At 59.6% G+C, this 24,685-nt stretch carries 15 protein-coding genes; 6 read left to right on the top strand and 9 right to left on the bottom strand.

Annotated features, from left to right (window positions below):
• Positions 1-63: 63 nt before the first annotated feature.
• Positions 64-606: a DUF2939 domain-containing protein gene (locus K7B09_RS07760; RefSeq protein WP_223628545.1), complete on the top strand. Its 543-nt coding sequence runs from the start codon at positions 64-66 to the stop codon at positions 604-606.
• A 17-nt stretch (positions 607-623) separates the two neighbouring features.
• Here the strand turns inward: K7B09_RS07760 and K7B09_RS07755 are convergent, their stop codons facing one another.
• The 5 genes from K7B09_RS07755 to K7B09_RS07735 all read right to left on the bottom strand — a co-directional run bounded on the left by K7B09_RS07755 (position 624) and on the right by K7B09_RS07735 (position 11,200).
• Positions 624-1,514: a 5'-nucleotidase gene (locus K7B09_RS07755; RefSeq protein WP_223628780.1), complete on the bottom strand. Its 891-nt coding sequence runs from the start codon at positions 1,512-1,514 to the stop codon at positions 624-626.
• Between the two features lie 25 nt (positions 1,515-1,539).
• Positions 1,540-4,179, bottom strand: coding sequence for a bifunctional diguanylate cyclase/phosphodiesterase (locus K7B09_RS07750; RefSeq protein WP_223628544.1), 2,640 nt, complete (start codon positions 4,177-4,179; stop codon positions 1,540-1,542).
• Between the two features lie 45 nt (positions 4,180-4,224).
• Positions 4,225-4,995 (bottom strand): NAD kinase, encoded by a 771-nt coding sequence (locus K7B09_RS07745; RefSeq protein WP_223628542.1) that lies wholly within the window; start codon positions 4,993-4,995, stop codon positions 4,225-4,227.
• An 84-nt stretch (positions 4,996-5,079) separates the two neighbouring features.
• Complete coding sequence (locus K7B09_RS07740) at positions 5,080-10,017, bottom strand: NAD-glutamate dehydrogenase (protein ID WP_223628539.1); 4,938 nt, start codon at positions 10,015-10,017, stop codon at positions 5,080-5,082.
• Between the two features lie 64 nt (positions 10,018-10,081).
• Positions 10,082-11,200 carry an acyl-CoA dehydrogenase family protein gene (locus K7B09_RS07735; RefSeq protein ID WP_374349297.1) on the bottom strand — a complete coding sequence of 373 codons (1,119 nt, stop codon included), beginning with the start codon at positions 11,198-11,200 and terminating at the stop codon, positions 10,082-10,084.
• A gap of 146 nt (positions 11,201-11,346) precedes the next feature.
• On the opposite strand from K7B09_RS07735, the gene K7B09_RS07730 reads away from it, so the two are divergent.
• The 3 genes from K7B09_RS07730 to metH are packed head-to-tail and all read left to right on the top strand — an operon-like array spanning position 11,347 to position 16,067.
• The gene (locus K7B09_RS07730) at positions 11,347-12,276 is read left to right on the top strand and encodes an ArsR/SmtB family transcription factor (RefSeq protein ID WP_223628535.1); all 930 of its coding nucleotides are present in this window, start codon (positions 11,347-11,349) and stop codon (positions 12,274-12,276) included.
• Between the two features lie 12 nt (positions 12,277-12,288).
• Positions 12,289-13,386 (top strand): homocysteine S-methyltransferase family protein, encoded by a 1,098-nt coding sequence (locus K7B09_RS07725; protein ID WP_223628533.1) that lies wholly within the window; start codon positions 12,289-12,291, stop codon positions 13,384-13,386.
• A complete protein-coding gene (gene metH / locus K7B09_RS07720; RefSeq protein ID WP_223628530.1) occupies positions 13,383-16,067 on the top strand; it encodes a methionine synthase in 2,685 nt (894 codons plus the stop codon). Before K7B09_RS07725 ends, metH begins: the two co-directional genes overlap by 4 nt.
• Positions 16,068-16,140: 73 nt before the next feature.
• Here metH and acnB read toward each other — a convergent pair whose 3' ends face one another.
• The 3 genes from acnB to K7B09_RS07705 are packed head-to-tail and all read right to left on the bottom strand — an operon-like array spanning position 16,141 to position 19,362.
• Entirely contained in the window at positions 16,141-18,732 is a 2,592-nt protein-coding gene (gene acnB, locus K7B09_RS07715; RefSeq protein ID WP_223628528.1) for a bifunctional aconitate hydratase 2/2-methylisocitrate dehydratase, read from the bottom strand.
• A 28-nt stretch (positions 18,733-18,760) separates the two neighbouring features.
• Positions 18,761-19,159 (bottom strand): type II toxin-antitoxin system VapC family toxin, encoded by a 399-nt coding sequence (locus K7B09_RS07710; protein ID WP_223628524.1) that lies wholly within the window; start codon positions 19,157-19,159, stop codon positions 18,761-18,763.
• Complete coding sequence (locus tag K7B09_RS07705; protein WP_223628520.1) at positions 19,156-19,362, bottom strand: AbrB/MazE/SpoVT family DNA-binding domain-containing protein; 207 nt, start codon at positions 19,360-19,362, stop codon at positions 19,156-19,158. The genes K7B09_RS07710 and K7B09_RS07705 overlap by 4 nt, the downstream gene beginning before the upstream one ends.
• 160 nt (positions 19,363-19,522) lie before the next feature.
• On the opposite strand from K7B09_RS07705, the gene acnA reads away from it, so the two are divergent.
• Positions 19,523-22,273, top strand: a complete 2,751-nt coding sequence (acnA, locus tag K7B09_RS07700) for an aconitate hydratase AcnA (RefSeq protein WP_223628518.1) — start codon at positions 19,523-19,525, stop codon at positions 22,271-22,273.
• A 6-nt stretch (positions 22,274-22,279) separates the two neighbouring features.
• On the opposite strand, the gene K7B09_RS07695 is transcribed toward acnA, so the two are convergent.
• Entirely contained in the window at positions 22,280-22,735 is a 456-nt protein-coding gene (locus K7B09_RS07695) for a nuclear transport factor 2 family protein (RefSeq protein WP_223628513.1), read from the bottom strand.
• 120 nt (positions 22,736-22,855) lie between these two features.
• On the opposite strand from K7B09_RS07695, the gene K7B09_RS07690 reads away from it, so the two are divergent.
• Positions 22,856-24,532, top strand: a complete 1,677-nt coding sequence (locus tag K7B09_RS07690; RefSeq protein ID WP_223628509.1) for an AMP-binding protein — start codon at positions 22,856-22,858, stop codon at positions 24,530-24,532.
• Positions 24,533-24,685: the final 153 nt, after the last annotated feature.

Genomic DNA, 24,685 nt, shown 5'->3' with positions numbered 1-24,685 from the left:
GGCGTACAGGTTGAGGCGACGGCCGGGCTTGCCCGGCCGTCTGCATTTTTGCAGGATGCACACATGAAACTCACTTCTCGCATCCGCTGGTTGCTGGCCAGCCCGCTCCTGCTCCTGCTACTTGCCGTGTTGGGCTATGTGGCTGCCGGCCCTTTCCTTGCCATCCACAGCATCCGCGATCTGGTAGCCCGCGGTCAGACTCAGGAACTTTGGCGTTTTGTCGATTTCGACAGCCTGCGCGAAAGCGTGCGCCCGCAGCTGCAACAGAAAATCGCACAAAGCATTCTCGCCCGTACCGGCAATACGCAGAGCGCGCGCAACGTGGGAGAAGTCACCGTCATGCTAGCCAAACCGGCGATTGATGCCATGACCTCGCCACAAGGGTTTGCCGTGCTGCTGCAGGGCAGCTCATTGGCCAGAAGTACGCCTATCTCGACGTCCGGCAAGGCCCCCCCCAATGATCCATTGAAGACAGCCGTCACCCATTTCGAATCCACAAGCCTGCTCACCGCCACCGTACAAAATGCCGAGGGGCAGCCAGTGATCTTCGAATTTCATCGGCACGGTTTGGCGTGGAAATTGGACGGCTTGCGTTTGCCCCTATAAGCATTGCAACACCGCGTTCAATCGGCGTTGGCCACCCCGTGCGGAACGTGGCCAGCAGCGACATGCCGACGTGCCGAATCGATGTTATGAGGTGAGTCATCGAAAAAAATATCGGCGCCAAACGCTTCCAGGAACGGGCCTTTATCGCGCCCACCCAGAAACAAGGCTTCATCCAACCGCACATTCCACTCGCGCAAGGTGCGAATCACGCGCTCATGCGCGGGTGCCGAACGCGCAGTGACCAAGGCGGTGCGTATGGGTGAATCCTCACCCACCGGAAACGCTGCTTGCAGCCCGTGCAATGCGGCCAAAAACCCACGGAACGGTCCACCCGACAGTGGTTCATGCGCCAATGCGCGCTCGTGTCGTCCAAACGCTTCCAAGCCTTGCTCGCGTGATACACGCTCACTTTCATCACCAAAAATCACCGCATCGCCATCGAAGGCGATGCGCAATTGGCGCTGGCGCGGCTCACTGGCACGCTCCGGCAAAATAGTGGCCGCTGCGACACCTGCCGCCAACGCCGCACGTACCGATTCTGGATTGGCCGACAAGAACAGCTGCGCACCAAACGGCTTGATATAGGGCCACACCGGAGCACCAGCTGTGAAGGTGGCGCGCCGAATATCCAAGCCATGATGCTGGATCGAATTGAACACGCGCAGGCCGGTATCCGAGGAGTTGCGTGATAGCAAGATCACCTCAACTCGCGGCGCATCCACGGTGGCCCCCTGGTTGAGTGCCAACAACTTGCGCACCAACGGGAATGCGATACCAGGCGGCAGCACGTCATCTTCACGCTGGCGCTGGAAATCGGCAAAGGCTTGAATACCTTCACGCTCGAACAAAGCATGACTGTCTTCCATGTGAAACAATGCCCGAGCGGTAATCGCCACCACCAGCGGCATTGCAACCGCAGCACGCGCGGGCGAATCAATCATTGCCATTACGCTGGAAGCACACGCGCTGCGGATGGTGCAAGGCGAAGCCTTGCGCGTAGTCGACCTGCATCGCGGCCAGCATGGCCAACAGCTGCGGTGATGACACCCATTCGGCTACCACTTGCAAACCTTGCAGGTGACCAATTTCCGTCACCGCACGCACGATGGATTGCGACATCGCATCCCCGGCCAGATTCTGCACGAAACTGCCGTCGATTTTCACCACATCAAGTTCCAGATTTTTCAAATACCCGAACGAGGACATGCCTGCACCGAAATCATCCAGTGCCACTTTGCAGCCCAAGCCGCGCAGGCGCGAAATCAACACACTGGAGGCAGCAAAATCACGCATAGCCACAGTCTCGGTGATTTCAAAGGTCACCCGCTGCGGTGTCACGCGGTGCTCGGTCAAAAGCTCGGCAATGCAATCAAACAGACCCTCATCCTCCAAACTGGCGGCCGACAAATTGATGGCACAGTTCGCCAAATCTGCGCCATCGGGATGCAGCCGATCCAGCTGACTCAGTGCGGTTTCAACGACCCAACGATCGATCTGCGGCATCAATCCATAGCGCTCGGCTGCGGGCAGAAATGCACCCGGAAGCACTACGCCACCATCCTCGCCTCGCAAGCGCAGTAGCAGCTCGATGTGCACGCCACCGATAGCATTTGCTTGCAACGCATGCAGCTCTTGATAATCCAGTAACAATCGGTCATCACGCAGTGCATCACGCACCCGGTTGGCCCATTCCATCTCGCTCATCCGGTGGGTAATGGCGGCATCATCTTCGGCATAGGCATGAATGCGATTACGGCCGGCTTCCTTGGCCAAGTAACAGGCAGCATCGGCATGGGTAAACAAGGCCTGCATCGAGCTCGCATTGCGCAGCATGACCACACCAATACTCGCACTGCTGGTGTAAGTGCGCCCCTCCCAACCGAATATGAAGGCCTCAATGCAGCGGCGCAGCCGCTCGGCGGCCTGTACCGCAGATTCAAGTTCAATGATGCCTGGCAATAACACCCCAAACTCATCCCCACCCAAGCGCGCCAGCACATCAACCGGGCGCAACTTTTCCTGCATCACCGCGGCCAACTGCGCCAGCAATTCATCCCCAGCGCGGTGACCGGATGTGTCATTGATCAACTTGAATTGATCCAGATCCAAAAACAGCAATGCACCGTCGTCACGCGCCGGGCTGGCCAGCAAGGTCTGCACCCGCGCTTCAAACTCACGGCGGTTGTACAAACGCGTCAACGAGTCATGGCTGGCCTGATATCCCAATTTCTCGGTCAACTGGCGTTGCACGGTGTTATCGCTGGCCACCAACAGCCACATCGGGGTACCGTCAATTTCTATACTGCTGATCCAGGTGCTGGCCCAAAACAAGCTGCCGTCGGCGGCCTGCAGCTGGATGTCAGTACCGGCCATTGTGCCGGCAACTGGCGATGCAGCAGCATCCTTTGCGACTGGCTCTGACAGAGGCAAACCGGCCAACTCGAGCCGGTCCGCAAGCCGCTCCCGCGCCACGGCATTGCGGTATACGATTGCGCCGTTATCTTTTCGAATCAGCAAAACCAAGCAAGGCAATAGTTCATTGAGCCGCCGAAAACGTTCCTCACTGGCGACAACCCGTTGGCTCAGCGCGGTTCCCAACACCAGGGCACGTTCGCGAGTGCTGGCCAGCGACCACGTCAGTGCTGCCAGCAACATGCTGATGACGCCCCCGACCCACAGCACGGTCTTCCAATTGCCGGCCGCATAAATATCGTGCCTCGCATGCGCAGTAACACTCCACAAGCGACCGCCAAACTGCACTTTCACCACATGCGCAGGCAACGATGCCGGGGCATCAAAGTGGCGAGCAAACAAGGTTCGAGGCTCGCCATCGGTCAGATCATTGATGGTGACATCCGCCAATGCGATCGGATCCCTGGGAATGGCCGCCCCGAGTAAATCATCAATCCGGAATGATGCACCGATCGAGCCAACCAGCGCTTGCCGCCGTGCGTCGACACTGGTCGGGACCTGGCCCGCCGCGTACACCGGCAACCGCAAGATAAAGCCATCTGAATGCTTGTTGCCGTTGCCGCTTTGCACCAAACGAAACGGGGCCGACATCGCCACTTGATTGCTGTCACGGCTGCGCAACAGAGCCTCAAGATTCATCGGCTGGGTGGCCACGTCCAGCCCACGTATGGCTTCGTTTCCAGGCTGTGGTGCAAACAATAACGTCGGAAAGTGATCGCCATCTGGCTTCACCTGCCGCTGTGCATAGGCCAATGCCAGCAAACCAATACGCACCTCGGTATTGGTTTGCATGTTTTGATAAGCGCGTGCGTATTCATCAGCAGTCACCTGGTCGGATGCTAGGAACACCGATTGAAATGCGCGAATCAAGCGTTCGCACTGCTCGAGTTGGGTTTGGATACTGCCGGCAATCTTCACCGTTTCCGCAGTGAACCCATGCCGCGCATCGCGGATATCACGTTGCTTTTCGCCATAGGCCAACCACAACGTCAGGCCGATACCCAGCAAGAATGCCAGCAATGCCCACGCCCACGCGGGCACCCGTCGCGAGGGTGATGTTGGGTCTGGCACGGTGCTGGTGTTGTCAATGGCAAATGGCATCGTGCTTCCTGATGGGACCATGCTGCGCTCCTTGCCGGGCAAACCTTACACTGCAAACTGCTCGATCAGAATGCGTTCTTCCAGATTGTGTTCCGGATCAAACAATAGTGTCACCTGTCGATCACGTGACTCACGCACCAAGACCTCAGTCACATCGCGCACCTCATGCGAATCCGCAGTGGCGCTGACCGGACGCTTGTGTGGATCCCGCACCCTAAACCGCACCTCGGTGCCGGATTTAAGCACAGCACCGCGCCAGCGCCGTGGCCGGAATGGAGCAATTGGAGTCAATGCCATCACATTGGCCCCCAGCGGCAAAATCGGGCCATGTGCAGAGAAGTTATAAGCCGTGCTGCCAGCAGGCGTTGCCAGCATCACACCGTCGCAAATCAACTCGTCTAATCGCACTTCACCATTGAGTTCAATACCCACATGTGCAGCCTGCCGGGTTTGCCGCAACAACGATACCTCGTTGTACGCCAACGAGCTTACGCTGGCGCCAGACTCGGTTTGTGCCAGCATCTCCAGTGGGTGCAGCACGGCGGGTTCGGCGGTATCAATGCGGGTCGATAAATCATCGTCTTCTCGAAAATGATTCATCAAAAACCCCACTGTCCCCAACTTCATGCCATACACCGGCTTGCCCAAATGGGCGTACCGGTGCAGGGTTTGCAGCATGAAGCCATCCCCACCCAAGGGGACGATGACGTCGGCATCTTGCGGGGAATGGGTACCGTAGCGCTTGACCAATGCCGCGAATGCGGCTTGCGCGTCATCGGTCGGGCTGGCTAGCAGGGCAATACGGGGATTCGTCATGCGCAGCAGGATAGCAAGAGCCGCCAGCGCCCGCGTTCGCTGTCCTCTCCCGCGAACGGGAGAGGGCAACTTGCAACAGGACGCTTAGCCGCGTTGCGCCAACTGTGCCACGCGTTGCACCGCCACCGAGCAGGTGGGGTAATCGAGGGTTTTTTGTGCTGCCAACTCGGTCAACATGGCCAGGGTGAAACGCAGCCCACTGTCGTCACGTTCCAGCCACGCCTTGACCTTGGCATCGGCATCCTTGCCCGGCATCGCCAACACCAGGCCGGTCAGTGCGCGCATTTGTGCCGCCAATTCGTCGCGCAGCACGCCGCGTGCCACGGCATGCCAACGGCCATCCACCTTGAGCCCATCGATTTGCTCGCTCAACCACGGCTCATGCAGGGCATCGGCCAGGCGGAAATACACCTTGGCCACGTCGATTGGGCGCATCTTGCGCTCACGCGCCAACTCGATAATGTCGGGGCTGGCTTGCAGGTACGGCAATGCAGCCAGCTGATCGGCCAATGCCGTCGGCACGCCTTTTTCACGCCATTGCTTGCGGCTGGCCTCGTACACCGGACGCTGCGACGGCGGCAAAATGCCTTCGCCAGCACGAATGTCGCGGAAGCCATCGTGGTAACGCTCCACCGCAGTGGTAATCGCCGGTACTGCACCGGGGCGCGAAAGTAACCAGCGGGTGAAGCCGCGTTGCAGCTCCCAAATGACTTGCAGCGCATCCACCTGCACACTGCCCGGCACCTTGCCGTCCAGCCCGTCGATCTTGGCCCACAACTCGCGGGCGTCCAAGGTTTCCCGGGTAATCGTATAGGCCCGGGCGATCTCACCGATGCTGCGACCACTGTCTTCCTGCATGCGCATCAAGAAAGTCGCGCCCATGCGATTGATGGTTGAATTGGTGACCGCAGTGGCGATGATTTCGCGCTTCAGGCGGTGGCCTTCCATCGCTTTGGTGTATTTTTTTTGCAGCGGCTCGGGGAAGTAACGCACCAGCTCCTTCGAGAGGTACGGATCTTCCGGCACATCCGAAGCCAGCAACTGCGGATATGCCACCAGTTTCGAATACGACAGCAAGATGGACAGCTCCGGCCGGGTCAGACCTTGGCCGCGCAGCTTGCGTTCGGCAATTTCAGCATCGGTCGGCAGGAATTCGATCTGCCGATCCAGCAAGCCCTCGGCTTCCAAGGTGCTGATGAAGTGCATCTTCGAGCCAAGACGGGTCGCGCTCATGCGCTCCATCAAGGTCAGCGCCTGGTTTTGCCGGTAGTTGTCATTCAATACCAACTGCGCCACTTCGTCGGTCATCTTGGCCAACAACTTGTTGCGTTCGGCCAATTTCAAGCGATTCTTCTGCACTTCGCCATTGAGCAGAATCTTGATGTTGACCTCGTGGTCGGAAGTATCCACACCCGCCGAGTTGTCGATAAAGTCGGTATTGAGCAACACACCGGCTTGCGAGGCTTCAATACGGCCCAGCTGGGTCATGCCCAGATTGCCACCCTCACCCACGATCTTGCAGCGCAGATCGGCTCCATTGACACGCAAGCCGTTGTTGGCGCGATCGCCGGCATCGGCGTGGGTTTCCTTACTGGATTTGACATAGGTACCAATGCCGCCATTCCACAGCAGATCCACCGGTGCACGCAGCGCCGCATGCATCAACTCGTTCGGTGTCATTGACTTGATTCCATCGGCAATGCCCAAGGCTTCGCGCACCTGCGGTGTGATGTCGATGGATTTCAACGAACGCGGATAGATGCCGCCACCCTTGCTGATCAGTTTGACGTTGTAATCGGCCCAGCTGGAACGCGGCAAGTCAAACAAACGCTGGCGTTCCTTGAACGACACCGCCGCATCCGGGTTCGGGTCCAGCACGATATGGCGATGGTCGAACGCGCATAGCAGGCGGATATGTTCGGACAACAACATGCCATTGCCGAACACGTCACCGGACATGTCACCGATTCCCACACAGGTGAAATCCTGGGTTTGGCAATCGCGACCCAGCGCACCGAAATGGTGTTTCACCGATTCCCACGCGCCGCGTGCAGTGATACCCATGCCCTTGTGGCTGTATCCGGCGCTGCCGCCGGAGGCAAACGCATCATCCAGCCAATAACCATGCGCCTGCGCAATGGCGTTGGCGATATCGGAGAAGCTGGCGGTGCCCTTATCTGCTGCAACCACCAAGTACGGATCATCGCCGTCATGCCGTACTACTTGCGCCGGTGGCAACACCTTGCCGGACACGCTCAGATTGTCGGTAATGTCCAGCAATCCATTAATGAAGCGCTTGTAGCAGGCGATGCCTTCGGCCAACCAAGCATCACGATCCACCGCAGGATTGGGCAATTGCTTGGGATAGAAGCCGCCCTTGCTGCCCACTGGCACGATCACGGTGTTTTTCACCATCTGTGCCTTCACCAAGCCCAATACTTCGGTGCGGAAATCTTCACGACGATCCGACCAACGCAGGCCGCCGCGGGCCACCGGCCCAAACCGCAAGTGGGTGCCTTCCACGCGCGGGCCACACACCCAGATTTCGCGGAACGGACGTGGCTTGGGCAGATCCGGCACCTTGGCAGTATCGAACTTGAAACTGATGTAGTCGGCCGGACCACCGTCCTTGCGCAGGCCATCCTTGTAATTGATGTAGTAATTGGTGCGCAACGTCGCGTCAATGACGCCGATGAAGCTGCGCAAAATGCGGTCTTCATCCAAACTGGCGACGCGATCCAAAAGCCCTGTCAAGGCGCTGCGTGCAGCGTCGATTTGTTGCTCGCGATTACCCTCACGCACGGCGACCAGAGCTTGCAGCGCACCCAACGCGGCATCATCGCCGGCAGCTAACAACTTGAGGCTGCCGCCAAAGCGCTGCATGCCCTGCTTGATCTCGGCCGCACTCTCGTTACCCGTGGCCGGGTGGAAACGCGCCTCGAACAATTCCACCAACAAACGCGACAACAACGGATAGCGCGCCAGCGTGGCCTCCATGTAACTTTGCGAGAACGGCACACCCGTCTGCAACAGATATTTGCAGTAGGCACGCAGCATGGCGACCTGCTTCCAAGTCAGCCCTGCTGCCAACACCAGCCGGTTGAAACCGTCATTTTCGGCATCGCCACGCCAAACCGCCGCAAAGGCATCTTCAAAATCTTCATCCAAAGCATCCACATCCAGCGGACCAAGCAGAGACTGCACTTCAAATTCCTGAATCCATGCCAGCCCGGCCTCGCCATCCACGCGGTACGGGTGTTCGGTGATCACGCGCAGACCCATGTTTTCCATCATCGGCAACGCATCCGACAGCGGAATATCCTGCAACTGGCGGTATAACTTGAAGCGCATGTCTTGTTTGCGTGGATCCACGTACAACGACAGGCGCAAATCTTGTGGGCCGGTCAATGCTGCAATGTATTCCACGTCGTCAGCAGCGATGTCGGGGCTGACCTCTTCGATATAGCCTGCCGGCAAGGCATTGCCAAAGCGAGCGGCAAGACGCAGACCGGCTTCTTCACCGTGACGTGCCACCAGACGCTCGCGCAGCTCATCGCGCCAATCGCGCACGATCTTTGCCAGCCCCGCCTCCAACGCTGGCAGGTCAATGCTGACCTCGTCGTTCCGTTGGCTGGGGCGAATGATGATGTGCATTTGGGCCAGTGGTGAATCGCCGATCTGCACATTGGTATCCACACGATCGCCGCCCAAGGCATCGCGCAGCATCGCCTCGATGCGATGGCGCACCTGGGTGCTCATACGTTCCCGCGGCACATACGCCAAGGCCGAGAAATAGCGACCATAGCGATCACGCCGCACGAACAACTTGCTGCGCACGCGCTCTTGCAAACCCAGAATGCCCATGCAGATCTTGAATAGCTCGTCTTCGCTGGCCTGGAACAGCTCGTCGCGTGGCAGGGTTTCCAAGATGTGGCGCAGGGCCTTGCCGCTGTGGCTATTGGGATCCAACCCGGATTGCTCCATCACGTAGGCGTGGCGCTCACGCACCAACGGGATGTCCCACGGCCGACGGGTGTAAGCACTGGAGGTATACAGACCAACGAAGCGCTGTTCAGAAATGGCGCGCCCTTTGCCATCAAAGCCCAGCACACCGATGTAATCCATGTAGCCTTGCCGGTGAACGCTGGCGCGTGCATTGGTCTTGGTCAGGATCAACGCATCCACCGAACCAGACTGCGGCATGTAGTGCGCCGCCAATGACTTCACCGGACGTGCCTTGCCGGTATCGTCCCCGCGCAACAGGCCCATGCCACTGCCCGGCACCGACGCCAGCACATCATCCTTGCCCTGTTTTTCGATCTTGTATTCGCGATAGCCGAAGAAAGTGAAATGCTCGTCTGCCGCCCAACGCAAAAACTCTTGCGCCTCGTGTTTGCCGGCATCGCTTACCGGCAGTTTGCGCGCACCCAACTCCTCGGCGACTTCGCGCATACGGTCGCGCATGGGCTCCCAGTCGTTGACGATGGCGCGCACATCATCCAGCACCTTGCTGATCTGCGCCTTGATGTTCGCCAGCGCCGCCTGCGGCTGGCGGTCGATTTCCAGATACATCAGCGATTCGTTGCTGCCGTCACCCACCGCCACCAACTTGCCGGTCTTGTCACGATTCAAACGCGCCACCGGGTGACCCAACAGATGTACACCGATGCCAAGTTCGGCCAATACCATGCTCACCGAGTCCACTAGAAACGGCATATCGTCATTGGCAATTTGCAGCACGGTGTGTGGCGACACCTTCGCGTCAGCCTTCAGCACCGGGTTGAACAGCTGGATATTGGCCTTGCCGCGCTTGCGCGTACGTGCGAACTCGAGCATCCCGACAATACGCTCGGCCCAGCCGGCGGCGCCATGGCGGCCAATTTCCTCGGCATCCATGCGCCTGCAGAACGCTGCCGCAAAGGCGCGAGCCTGCTCAAGCGTGGCCTTGTCTACCCGCTTGGCCAAGGCATCGAGAATCGGTTTCAGAGGTTCGCCTGCGTTGGTTTCGGCTGACTTGTTCATTTGACGCGTCTCCAAAGGGAAGCGGCCGCGCAGAGGGCGCGGCCGCAGGGATGTGAGGTAAGGGTTATCGCAAACCGGTTTCGTGGCGGGCAATGACCAGCCGCTGGATTTCACTGGTACCTTCGTAAATCTCGGTGATTTTGGCGTCGCGGAAATAGCGTTCGATGGGCATCTCCTTCGAATAGCCCATGCCACCGTGGATCTGTAGCGCTTGATGGGTGATCCACATTGCCGCCTCCGACGCGGTGAGCTTGGCCACGGCGGCCTCGGTGGAAAACCGCTGACCCTGGCCCTTCAACCACGCTGCGCGCAGCGTAAGCAGCAACGCGGCATCCAGCTTGCACTTCATGTCCGCGATCTTGGCTTGCGTCATCTGGAAGGTGCCAATCGGTGCGCCAAAGGCGTTGCGTTCTTTCACATACGCCAAGGTGGCTTCATAAGCAGCACGGCCGATGCCAATCGCCTGTGAGGCGATACCAATACGGCCGGCATCCAGCACGCTCATCGCGATCTTGAAGCCATGACCTTCGCTGCCCAATACATCTTCGGCGGATGCCACGTAATCGGTAAATTCGATTTCACAGGTGGCTGACGCGCGTATGCCCAACTTCGGCTCGGTTTTGCCGCGATGAAAACCGGCACGCGTGGTGTCGATCATGAACGCGGTGATGCCACGTGCGCCCTTGTCGGCATCGGTCATTGCGAACAGCACGATGTATTTGGCCACCGGCCCGGAGGTGATCCAGCTCTTCTTGCCGTTGATGACATAGCTGCCATCGACCTGCTTGACGGCCTTGCAGCGCATTGCGGTGGCATCTGAACCTGATTGCGGCTCGGTCAAGGCGAATGCGCCAATTTCGCGTCCTTCGGCAATATCGCGCACGTATTGTTGCTTCTGCGCTTCGCTACCGAAGGTCAAAATGCCATTGCAGAAAAGCGAATTGTTGACCGACATGATGGTGGAATGCGCTGCATCCGCAGCTGCAATTTCGATCATCGCCAGCACATAGCTAACTGAATCCATGCCGGCCCCACCGTATTCGGTGGGGACTTCGATCCCCATCAAACCGTTTTCGCCCAAAGCACGGATATTCTCCAGCGGGAATTCGCCGGTTCGGTCGTGGTGTTCTGCACTTGGCGCGATTTTTTCGCGCGCAATGCGGCGGGCAACATCCTGCAGCATCCGCTGCTCTTCGCTATATCCGAACTCCACAACCGCCTCGCCTGCTTCGAAGAAGCGTCATTGTAGCAACCTCTGGCACCGAAGTCGCTTGACCGCAATCCCGCATCGCGCAACAATTATCTTTGAATCGCGATGGAAAGATATAAATGGATCTCGAAACTTGGTCGTCGCATCTGAAGGTTTTTGCCGACGCCACCCGGGTGCGCCTGCTGGCGCTTCTGGAAGGCGAGGAACTGACGGTGGCAGAGCTTTCTGCAATCACCCAGCTGGCCCAACCACGCGTCTCCACCCACCTTGCCAAACTCAAGGATGCCGGGCTCGTGCGCGACCGCCGCGCCGGCGTCTCTGCCTATTATCGTTTTGACGATAGCGCGATTGAGCCCCCGCAGCGTGCGCTATGGCATTCGATCAGCCACGGCAGCGACGACCCACTGCTGCGCCAAGATGCCGAACGCGTGCCTGCCGTGCTGGCGATGCGTGCCGCTGACCAAAATTGGGCCGACTCGGTGGCAGGTGACATGGAGCGCCATTACTCGCCGGGGCGCACGTGGGAGGCCTTGGCACGCACCGCGATTCCGTTGCTATGGCCGGGCGATGTGCTGGATATCGCCTCGGGCGACGGCGTGCTGGCCGAGTTACTGGCACCACATGCACATCGTTATGTATGTATTGATTCCAGCCAACGCGTGGTGGCGGCGGCCAGCGAGCGCCTGCGCCGCTACGGCAACGTAGAGGTTCGCGAAGGCGATATGCACGCGCTGCCGTTTGATGACGAAAGTTTCGATCTGGTCGTGCTGATGCACGCCCTGACCTACGCCGCCAGGCCTGCACAGGCGGTTGCCGAAGCCGCACGTGTGCTGCGCAAGGGCGGACGCTTGCTGCTATCCAGCTTGGCCCGCCATGAACACCGCGCCGTGGTGGATGCATATGGCCATATCAACCTCGGGTTTGGCGAAAAGGACTTGCGCAAATTTGCCGAAAAAGCCGGCTTGAGCATTGCCAATTGCGGCACCGTCACCCGCGAGCGCCGCCCGCCGCATTTTGAAGTGATTTCACTGACCGGCATCAAGCCGTAAGGAATACGTGTCATGTCCCTCCCCTGGCTTCATCCGGCGCGGGTTGCCGCGCTACAAGCTGCTTTGAGCCAACGTATCCTGATCATTGATGGCGCGATGGGCACCATGATTCAGCGCCATGAATTGAGCGAAGCCGACTATCGCGGCACACGCTTTGCCGACGGCTTCGATGCGTTGTTTACGCAGGCAGGCCACCAGCACGGCCCCGGCTGTGGCTGCGAAGGCCATGACCAGCGCGGCAACAACGACCTACTCAGTCTTACCCGCCCCGACATCATCGGCGGCATTCATCGCCAGTATCTGCAAGCCGGCGCTGATCTTGTTGAAACCAACACCTTCAATTCCACCAGTATCTCGCTGGCCGACTACCGCTTGCAGCATCTGGTGCGCGAGTTGAACCGTGAAGGTGCACGCTTGGCACGCGTCGAATGTGATGCCATGCAAGCGCATACACCCGGCCAACCACGCTTTGTGATTGGCGTATTGGGCCCCACCAGCCGCACCGCTTCACTGTCGCCGGATGTGAACCGCCCGGGCTTTCGTGCCATCACCTTCAACGAACTGGCCGAGGCCTACCGAGAATCGGCACGCGGCCTGATCGAAGGCGGTGCCGATGTGCTGATGGTGGAAACCGTGTTTGACACCCTCAATGCCAAGGCCGCGCTGTTTGCCATTGATGATGTGTTCGACGAAATCGGCGCACGCCTGCCAGTGATGATCTCGGGCACGATTACCGATGCCTCCGGCCGCACCTTGTCCGGGCAGACTGCCGAGGCGTTCTGGTATTCCTTGCGACATGTGCAGCCACTCGCCATTGGTTTGAATTGCGCACTGGGTGCCAAAGACCTGCGTCAGCATGTGGATGTGCTGGCGCAAGTGGCCGACACCTATGTCAGCTGTCACCCCAACGCCGGCCTGCCCAATGCGTTTGGTGGTTATGATGAAACCCCCGAAGACATGGCCGAAGTACTGCGTGAATTTGCCCAAAGCGGCTTGATCAATCTGGTCGGCGGCTGCTGCGGCACCACGCCTGAACACATCCATGCGATTGCACAAGCGGTACATGCGCTACCGCCACGCGTGGTACCACAGTTGGAGGACGTGGCATGAGCCGCCTGCTTCGGCAAACCCGCCTCAGCGGCCTGGAACCGCTGACCATTACCCCGGAATCCAACTTCATCAACGTGGGCGAGCGCACCAATGTCACCGGCAGTGCGCAATTCAAGAAATTGATCATGGAAGGCCGCTTGGACGAGGCCGTGGTGGTGGCGCGGCAGCAAGTGGAAAACGGCGCGCAGGTGCTCGACGTCAATATGGACGAAGGCCTGCTGGATTCCAAGAAGGCGATGGTCGAGTTCCTCAACTTGATCGCCGCCGAACCGGACATCGCCAAAGTGCCGGTCATGGTGGACTCATCCAAATGGGAGGTGATCGAAGCCGGTTTGCAGTGCTTGCAGGGCAAAGGCATCGTCAATTCGATTTCGATGAAAGAAGGCGAAGCCGAATTTCTGCGGCAGGCGCGCCTGGTGCGGCGCTATGGTGCAGCGGTAGTGGTGATGGCGTTTGATGAAGCGGGCCAGGCCGATACCGTCGAGCGCAAGGTTGAGATCAGTTCGCGCGCGTACGCGCTGCTGACCGAAGAAATTGGTTTCCCGCCGGAAGACATCATCTTCGATCCCAATTGCTTTGCCATTGCCACCGGTATCGAGGAGCACAACGATTACGCGGTGGCGTTTATCGAAGCCTGCCGCGAAATCAAACGCCGCCATCCGTTTAGCCATATCTCCGGCGGCGTTTCCAACGTGTCGTTTTCGTTCCGTGGCAACGAGGCCGTGCGTCAGGCCATTCACGTGGTGTTTTTGTATCACGCGATCCGCGCCGGCATGGACATGGGCATCGTCAATGCCGGCGCACTGCCGGTGTATGACAGTCTGGATGCGGATCTGCGCGAACGCGTGGAAGACGTGGTGCTTAATCGCCGCGATGATGCCACCGAACGCTTGCTCGAAATCGCCGACCGCTTCAAAGGCAAGAAAGGCGAAAAGAAAGTCGAAGATCTGGCATGGCGCGACAAGCCGGTAGGCCAGCGTTTGGCGCACTCGCTGGTGCAAGGCATCGACGCCTATATCGAAACCGACACCGAAGAAGCCCGCAGCCTGTCCACGCGCCCGCTGGACGTCATCGAAGGCCCGTTGATGGACGGCATGAACGTGGTTGGCGACCTGTTCGGTGCCGGCAAAATGTTCTTGCCGCAGGTGGTCAAATCCGCGCGCGTCATGAAAAAGGCAGTGGCCTATCTGCTGCCCTTCATCGAAGCTGAAAAACTGCGCACCGGCGACGCCGGCAAAAGTAATGGCAAGATCGTGATGGCCACGGTCAAAGGCGATGTCCACGATATCGGGAAAAATATCGTTGGCGTGGTACTGGCCTGCAATAACTTCGAGGTGATCGACCTTGGGGTGATGGTGCCGGCGCAAAAGATCTTGGATACCGCGATTGCCGAAAACGCCGACATGATTGGCGTATCCGGCCTGATCACGCCGTCACTGGAGGAAATGAGCCACGTTGCCCGCGAGATGCAGCGGCAGGGCTTCACCATCCCGCTGCTGATTGGTGGTGCCACCACATCGCGTGCGCATACCGCGTTGAAAATTGACCCGCATTACAAGTCACCCACGGTATGGGTGAAAGACGCATCGCGCGCGGTAGGTATCGCGCAAACGCTGCTGTCGCCGGAGCTACGCGGACCCTTCATGGCCGCCAACGATGCCGACTATGCCGATATCCGCCAGCGTCATCGCCAACGCGATGGCAAACGTTTGGTGACGTTGGAAAAAGCCCGCGCGCACAAGTTCACTTTCGACTGGGCCAACTACACCCCGCCGGCGCCATTGCAACCGGGACTGCATGTGTTTGATGACTACCCGTTGCAGGAACTGGTGGATTGCATCGACTGGTCGCCGTTCTTCAATGCGTGGGAGTTGGCCGGAAAATTCCCGGCGATCTTGACCGACAGCATCGTGGGCAAACAGGCCAGCGAGTTGTACGCCGATGCGCGTGCGATGCTGAAGCAAATCGTCAGTGAAAAATGGCTCACTGCCAAAGCAGCCTGCGGGTTCTGGCCGGCCAATACCGTGGGCGACGATATCGTGCTGCAAAAAGACGGTGCCGATGTGTGGCTGCGCTGCTTGCGTCAACAGGCCGACAAACCCATCGAGCGCCCTAACCTGTGTTTGGCCGATTACATCGCCCCGCAAGACAGTGGCAAACAGGACTGGGTGGGCGCATTCGCGGTGACCACCGGACTGGGGATCGAGCCGCATCTGGAACGCTTCCGCGCCGAGCACGACGACTACAACGCGATCTTGCTCAAATCCTTGGCCGACCGCTTGGCCGAAGCCTTCGCCGAACGTCTGCACCAGCGCGTGCGTACCGAATTGTGGGGCTATGCCGCGGACGAGCAGTTGAGCAATGACGATTTGATCGCCGAGCGCTATCAAGGCATCCGCCCTGCCCCCGGCTACCCGGCCTGCCCCGAACACAGTGAAAAACGCGTGGTGTTTGACTTGCTCAAAGCCACTGATAACGCCAATATCACCCTGACCGACCACTTTGCGATGTACCCCGCAGCCAGCGTGTCGGGTCTGTATTTCAGCCACCCCGATAGCCATTATTTTGTGGTAGGCCGGGTCAGCAAAGAACAAGTGACCGACTACGCCAAACGCAAAGGCGTGGATTTGGCGCAGGCCGAACGCTGGCTGTCGTTCAATCTGGATTACGACCCGGAATAGGTTGCGCACCCAAAGCCGAAACAGCAACGCCCGGTCGGGCCGGGCGTTGCTGTTTCAAACTACAGCGCAAGCATCACGCCGCAACGGTATCCGCAATCGCCCTGTACTCCTCGATCCGGTCGAAGTTCATGTAGCGATAGATCTTGTCGCCATTGGCATTGATCACGCCGATGTCGGCCATGTATTCCTCACGCGTGGGAATCCGGCCGAGGCGTGCGCAAATCGCCGCCAACTCGGCCGAACCCAGGTACACATTGGTATTGCGGCCCAAGCGGTTGGGGAAGTTGCGGGTGCTGGTGGACATCGCGGTGGAGCCTTCACGAATCTGCGCCTGGTTGCCCATGCACAGCGAACAGCCGGGCATTTCGGTGCGCGCACCGGCGTTGCCAAAGGTGCCGTAGTGGCCTTCCTTGGTCAGCTCGCTGGCATCCATCTTGGTGGGCGGTGCAATCCACAAGCGGGTGGGCAGGTCGCGTTTGCCTTCCAACAATTTGGCAGCGGCACGGAAGTGGCCGATATTGGTCATGCACGAACCAATGAACACTTCGTCGATCTGCGCGCCAGCTACATCGGACAGGGTTTTCACATCGTCCGGATCGTTCGGGCAGGCCACGATGGGCTCGTGCACGTCGGCCAGATCAATGTCGATGACCGCCGCGTACTCGGCATCGGCATCCGGCTCCAGCAATTGCGGGTTGGCCAACCAAGCCTCCATTTTCTCGATGCGGCGCGCCAGCGAACGCGCATCTTGATAGCCTTCGGCAATCATGTTTTTCAACAGCACGATATTGCTGTTGAGATATTCAATGATCGGCTCTTTGTTCAGGCGCACGCTGCAACCAGCGGCGGAGCGCTCGGCCGAGGCATCGGACAATTCAAAAGCTTGTTCCACCTTCAAGTTCGGCAAGCCTTCGATTTCCAGGATGCGGCCAGAGAAGATATTTTTCTTGCCGGCCTTGGCCACCGTCAACAAACCCGCCTTGATCGCGTACAGCGGGATCGCGTTGACCAGATCACGCAGGGTGACCCCCGGCTGCAATTCGCCTTTGAAGCGCACCAGCACCGATTCGGGCATGTCCAGCGGCATCACCCCGGTGGCGGCGGCAAATGCCACCAAGCCGGAGCCGGCCGGGAACGAAATCCCCACCGGGAAACGGGTATGGCTATCACCGCCGGTGCCCACGGTATCAGGCAGCAACATGCGGTTGAGCCAGCTGTGGATCACGCCATCGCCGGGGCGCAGCGAAATGCCACCACGGGTGGAAATGAACTGCGGCAAGGTGTGATGGGTTTTCACATCGACCGGCTTGGGGTAGGCGGCGGTGTGGCAGAAGCTCTGCATCACCAGGTCCGCGCTGAAGCCCAGGCAGGCCAAGTCTTTCAGCTCATCACGGGTCATCGGACCGGTGGTGTCCTGGCTGCCTACCGAGGTCATCTTCGGCTCGCAATAGGTGCCCGGGCGCATGCCCTTGCCTTCCGGCAGACCGCAGGCGCGGCCCACCATCTTCTGCGCCAAGGTGAAACCCTTGCCGGTATCCGGCGGATTGACCGGCAGGCGGAACAGGTGGGTGGCCGGCAAGCCCAGCGCTTCACGCGCCTTGGCGGTCAGGCCACGCCCGATGATCAGCGGAATACGGCCACCGGCACGCACTTCGTCCAGCAGCACGTCGGATTTGAGTTCGAAGCTGGCGATCACTTCGCCAGCTTTCAGTGCCTTGCCTTCATACGGACGCAGCTCGACCACGTCGCCATGTTGCATCTGGCTGACATCCAGCTCGATCGGCAGCGCCCCGGCGTCTTCCATGGTGTTGTAGAAAATCGGCGCGATCTTGCCGCCGAGGCACACACCACCGGCGCGCTTGTTGGGGATGTAGGGGATGTCATCGCCGGTCCACCACAGCACCGAGTTGGTGGCCGATTTGCGGCTGGAGCCGGTACCGACCACGTCGCCCACATAGGCCACCAAATGACCTTTGTCCTTCAGTGACAGGATATTTTGAATCGGCCCGCGCTTGCCGTCTTCTTCCGGTTGGAATGGTGCATCCGGGCGCGCATTTTTCAACATTGCCAGTGCATGCATCGGGATGTCGGGGCGGGTAGTGGCGTCCGGCGCCGGCGACAGGTCATCGGTATTGGTTTCGCCGGGTACTTTGAACACGGTGATGGTCAGGCTGGCCGGTACTTCCGGCTTGCTGGTGAACCACTCGGCCTCGGCCCAGCTTTGCAGCACGGCTTGCGCATTGGCGTTGCCGGTCTTGGCCTTGTCCTGCACGTCATGGAAGGCATCGAACACCAGCAAGGTGTGCTTGAGTGCATTGGCCGCCACGCTGCCAATCTCGGCATCGTCCAGCAATTGCACCAACGGGGCGACGTTGTAGCCGCCCAGCATGGTGCCCAGCAACTCGGTGGCGCGGGCGCGGGAAATCAGCGCATTGGTTTCGCTGCCAAACGCAATCGCCGCCAAATACGAGGCCTTGACCTTGGCGGCATCGTCCACGCCGGCCGGCACGCGATTGACCAACAAGTCCAGCAGGCACTCAGCTTCCTCCGCCGGCGGGGCTTTCAGCAATTCAATGACCTCGGCGGTCTGCTGCACCGTCAGTGGCAGTGCGGGGATGCCCAGCGCGGCACGCTCGGCAAGGTGTTGGCGGTATGCATTCAACATGGGGGAGGTCTCCAGTGAGGTGGTGCGATCAAACGTTTGGCACGATCAACTTCAAGCCTTTGAAGTAGTCGCGATGAAATTCGGCATCGAAGGTGAGTAGCGCATCGCATTGCAGCAGCGCGTGGGCACCAGTCAGGAAATCGGAAATCGGGCGTGTGGCGGCCCCACGTTGGCGTTGCCGGCGCTGCATTTCGCCAGCACGTAAGGCGGATTTGGGTTCAATCGCGGCAAAATGCACGCCCATTTCTTCCAGCGCGGCCAGTGCGTCGGCACCGTTACGCAAACTGGCGCACAACTGCGCCAGTGCGGCATCGCAAATCACCACCCGGCCCGCGCCAAGGGCTTGCCGCAACCCTACTTCCACCGCATCGGCGCGTGGGCCATTGGCCAGCAATTCCACCAACACCGGGGCATCCACCGCAATCACGCGGCCTTGCCTTTGTTGGCTGGGCTGGCATCCAGCGCAAACTTGCCGCGCACGCGCGAAATCGCATCGTCCACATGCTTGCTCAGCACAATGCGGCTGCCATCCAGTTCCACTTTCAGCACGCTGCCCTTGGCCAGCCCCAATGCATCGCGCACGGCTTTGGGCAAGGTGATTTGGCCGCGCTCGGCAACGGTGGCTTCCATCGCGCACATCCACTTTGGTATGCATGAATTATACATACTTTTTCAACCCTACTTAATCCCGCAATTGCCGCCTTCAAGGAACTGGTTGCTACACCACTGCAACGGAATGCTTACAGTTCAGCGCATACACTTGCGGCATCCCTGCAATCGGAAGCCTGCCATGTTGAATTCCTTTGCCACCCGCGCCCAGCTTGATGTGAATGGCAACACCTATGCCTACGCCAGCCTGCCGGCGCTGGGGCAGCGGTTTGACATCGCGCGCCTGCCGTATTCGCTGAAAATCCTGCTGGAAAACCTGTTGCGGCATGAAGACGGCGTCAGCGTGCTGCCGGCGCATATCGAAGCGCTGGCCCAGTGGAACCCCGCCGCTGAACCTGCCACCGAGATCGCCTTCATGCCGGCCCGCGTGATCTTGCAGGATTTCACTGGAGTGCCTTGCGTGGTGGATCTGGCGGCGATGCGCGACGCGGTGGTGAAACTGGGCGGCCGGCCCGAGCAGATCAACCCGCTGATTCCGTCGGAATTGGTGATTGATCATTCGGTGCAAGTGGACGTGTTCGCCCGCCCCGATGCGCTGGACGCCAACGGCCGGATCGAATTCGAACGCAATACCGAGCGCTACGGCTTCCTGCGCTGGGGGCAAAAGGCCTTTGGCAACTTCAAGGTGGTGCCGCCCAACACCGGCATCGTGCATCAGGTCAACCTGGAATATCTGGCGCGGGTGGTGATGACGCGTGAGCTGGATGGCGTCCAGTGGGCCTTCCCTGACACCCTGTTTGGCACCGACAGCCATACCACCATGGTCAATGGCATCGGCATTCTGGGCTGGGGCGTGGGCGGTATCGAGGCGGAAGCCGCGATGCTGGGGCAGCCTGCCTCCATGCTGATCCCGCAAGTGGTGGGCTTCAAGCTGACCGGCAAACTGCCGGAAGGGGCGACCGCCACCGATCTGGTGCTGACCGTCACCGAGATGCTGCGTCGGCACGGTGTGGTCGGCAAGTTTGTCGAATTCTTCGGCGCTGGGCTGCAACACCTGCCGCTGGCCGACCGTGCCACGATTGGCAATATGTCGCCCGAATATGGCGCCACCTGCGCCATTTTCCCGATTGATGCCGAATCACTGAATTATCTGCGCCTGTCAGGTCGCAGTGATGATCAGATCGCCCTGGTGGAGGCCTATGCCAAGGTGCAAGGCCTGTGGCACGACGCCAGCAGCCCGCACGCGCAGTACAGCGCCACCTTGGAACTGGACATGGGCACCGTGCTGCCCTCGCTGGCCGGTCCCAAGCGCCCGCAAGACCGGGTCTTGCTGACCGACATGCCAAGTGCCAGCCGCGCGGCAATCAGCCAACTCACCGCCGCCCGCGACAAGCGCAGCAGCGAGGTGGCTGATTTCATCGCCGAAGGTGGTGGCGCGGCCGTGGGCAACGAACAACATGGCAAAGGCCAGGCCGATATCGCCATCGACGGCAGCCACATGCGGATCAAGGATGGCGCGGTGGTCATTGCCGCGATTACCTCGTGCACCAATACCTCCAATCCGGCCGTCATGGTGGCCGCTGGCCTGCTGGCGCGCAATGCGGCCGCACGTGGGCTGACCCGCAAACCGTGGGTCAAAACGTCGCTGGCACCCGGTTCACGGGTGGTCACGGATTACCTGCAACGCGCCGGGCTGCTGGCCGAGCTGGAAAAAATCGGCTTCTACACCGTGGGCTATGGCTGCACCACGTGTATTGGCAATTCCGGCCCGTTGCCGGTCGAAGTCAGCGCCGGAATTGCGGCCGGTGATTTGTGCGTGGCCTCGGTGTTGTCGGGCAACCGCAATTTCGAAGGCCGCATCCACGCCGAAGTGAAGATGAACTATCTGGCCAGCCCTCCGCTGGTGGTGGCCTACGCGCTGGCCGGCAGCACCGAACTCGATATCACCAAGGAGCCGCTGGGCACCGATACCCATGGTGCACCGGTGTATCTGAAGGAGTTGTGGCCCAGCAACCAGGACATCCACAACACCATTTTGGCCACGCTTGGCCCGGACATGTTCAAGCAGAACTACGCCGACGTGTTCAAAGGGGATGCACGCTGGAACGCCATCGCCTCACCGGATGGCGAACTGTATGCCTGGAATGCGGAGTCCACCTACATCAAGAACCCGCCCTACTTCGACGGCATGACCATGCAGGTGGGCCGCATCGACGACATCCACGGCGCGCGCGTGCTGGGCTACTTCGGGGACTCCATCACCACCGACCATATCAGCCCGGCCGGCAGCATCAAGAAAGAGTCGCCGGCCGGCCGTTACCTGATTGCCCGTGGCGTGGCCCCGCAAGATTTCAACAGCTATGGCAGCCGGCGCGGCAATGACGATGTAATGGTACGCGGCACCTTCGCCAATATCCGCATCAAGAATTTGTTTTTCGGTGGCGAAGAAGGCGGCAACACCCTGTACTTCGGCGCGCAGCCGCCGGAGAAAATGGCGATCTTTGATGCCGCGATGCACTACAAAGCGGACGCCACCCCGCTGCTGGTGATCGCCGGCAAGGAATACGGCACCGGTTCCAGCCGTGACTGGGCCGCCAAAGGCACGTTGCTGCTCGGCGTGAAAGCGGTGATTGCGGAAAGTTTCGAGCGCATCCACCGCAGCAACTTGGTGGGCATGGGCGTGCTGCCGCTGCAATTTCGCGCGGGACAGAACGCCGCCAGCCTGGGCCTGGATGGCCATGAGACCTACGCGGTATCCGGGCTGGCCGATGGCGCTTCGAAGCTTGCCACCGTCACCGCCACCCGCGTCGATGGCCGCATCATCACTTTTGAAGTCGATGTATTGCTGCTCACACCCAAGGAAGTGGACTACGCCCGTCATGGCGGCGTGTTGCAGTATGTGCTGCGGCAGTTGGCGGCGCGCGCAGATTGAAACGCATTACAACGCAGGCTTCCAACTTGCGTTGCGCAGCAGCCAGTGGCCGTCGATGTACTGCCAACCGGTTTCCACCGCGAATACTTGGCCACTGTCGGGCAGCAGTCCACCACTGCCGCCCGTGGCCAGCAGGTTGAAGCGGGCGATGGCGTTGCTGGGATCGAGCACCTCGACCTGGATCGGGCCGATCTTCGCGCTTACCTCGCGGTAGCGCAGAAACAGGCCAGCAGCAAGTTGATGCGCGCCGCGTTTTTCCAGCCCCTGCTCGCCGATGAAATCGGTTGCCAGCAAATCGCGCACTGCAGTGGCGTCGCGGGCATCCATTGCCGCCTGCAACGCCGCAAGCTGCGCCCGCACGGCCTGTTCCGGCACTTGTTTGTGGCAGGCCGCGGACACCATCAGTAGCAAGGCCGGCACGGTGGCGAGCACAATGCGGGGAAATACATGGAAATTGCGCATTGCAGCATTCCTGCTCTTGACCAGATCGGCTTGTCACGCATCGGAGGCTATGCTCAAATCAAAGCGGAATCCATACGCCGCCGCACCTACTGCGCCGGCTCACTTGCAGGGGAACAGTGCATGCGTTCGCAACAGCCTTGGTTAGACCACTACCCCGCCGGCGTGCCCGCCGAAATCGACATGAACGAGTTCGCGTCGATCACCGATGTGTTTGACAAGGCAATTGCGCAGTATGGCAATAAAACCGCCTTCATCAATATGGGCAAATCGATCACCTATGCCGAACTGGATCGCCTCAGTCGTGATTTTGCCGGCTATCTGCTTGGCGAGTTGAAACTTAAAAAAGGTGATCGCGTCGCGATCATGATGCCTAACTGCCTGCAATATCCAGTGGCGATTTTTGGCGTCTTGCGCGCTGGGCTGGTCGTCGTCAACACCAACCCGATGTATACCCCGCGTGAGCTCAAGCACCAGTTGGCAGACTCCGGGGCCAGTGTCTTGTTGGTGATGGACAACTTCGGCAACGTGGCGCAAGAAGTGTTGGCGCAGATGCCGGGCGTGCGTGCCATCACGACAGGGTTGGGCGACATGCTGGGCTTCCCCAAGGGCGCGCTCATCAATTTCGTGCTCAAGTACATCAAGAAAATGGTGCCCGACTACAATATTCCGGGTGCGGTGCGCTTCGGCGACACCTTGACACTTGGCCGCATGCACCAGCTGCCCCAACTCCGCAGTACGCTGGACGACTTGGCCTTCCTGCAATACACCGGCGGCACCACCGGTGTCTCCAAGGGCGCGATGCTGACCCATCGCAACCTGGTGGCCAATATGCAGCAGGCGGCGGCGTGGGTGGGGGCCAATATCAGGCTTGGCGAAGAAACCATCGTCACCGCGTTGCCGCTGTACCACATCTTCGCGCTGACCGCGAACTGCCTAGTGTTCATCAAGTTCGGCGCAAGTAATCTATTGATCACCAATCCGCGCGATATGCCCGGTTTCGTCAAAGAACTCAAAAGTACCCGCTTCACTGCGATCACGGGTGTCAACACTCTGTTCAATGGCTTGCTCAACACCCCCGGCTTCGAGCAAGTGAATTTCTCGCATCTGCACCTGACCTTGGGCGGTGGTATGGCCGTGCAACGGGCCGTGGCCGACAAGTGGAAACAGGTGACTGGCACCACCTTGGCGGAGGCCTATGGCCTGACCGAAACGTCACCCGCGGTGTGCATCAACCCGCTGGATTTGCGCGCCTATAACGGCTCCATCGGCATGCCGGTGCCATCTACGCTGGTCTGCATCAAAGGGGAAGATGGCCAAATCCTGCCCATGGGCGAAATTGGCGAGCTCTGTGTCAAAGGCCCACAGGTGATGAAGGGCTATTGGCAGCGTCCCGAAGAAACCGCCAAGGTCATGGATGCCGACGGTTGGCTGCATACCGGCGATATGGCCAAGATGGACGAACAAGGTTATTTCTATATCGTCGACCGCAAGAAAGACATGATTCTGGTATCTGGCTTCAACGTCTATCCCAATGAAGTGGAAGACGTGATTGCAATGATGCCCGGTGTGTTGGAAGTGGCCGCCATCGGCGTGCCGGATGACAAATCCGGTGAGGCTGTGAAGGTGTTTATCGTCAAGAAAGACCCGGCATTGACGGCCGATGCAGTAAAGGCGTTCTGCCGCGAAAACATGACCGGCTACAAGCAGCCGCGTTTTGTCGAATTCCGCAACGAATTGCCCAAAAGCAATGTCGGCAAGATCCTGCGCAAAGAGCTGCGCGAGCCCGCCAAAACCTGAGTATCGGCGCTGTCAGCGCCACGCATCAACCCACCCCGGATGCCCTGCACCCGGGGTTTTTTTGTTGCACTTTCAACCATTTGGGCGCATAGAGAGCTCGGGCCAACACACGCCGCTTCCTCCGCACCCTGCCGCGCTGGCCCACGCTGGCAG

The organism is Thermomonas beijingensis (assembly GCF_020034655.1).
Classification (GTDB): domain Bacteria; phylum Pseudomonadota; class Gammaproteobacteria; order Xanthomonadales; family Xanthomonadaceae; genus Thermomonas; species Thermomonas beijingensis.
Note: the sequence above shows the minus strand (reverse complement) of the source record. Positions and strands in the feature narration are given on the sequence as shown.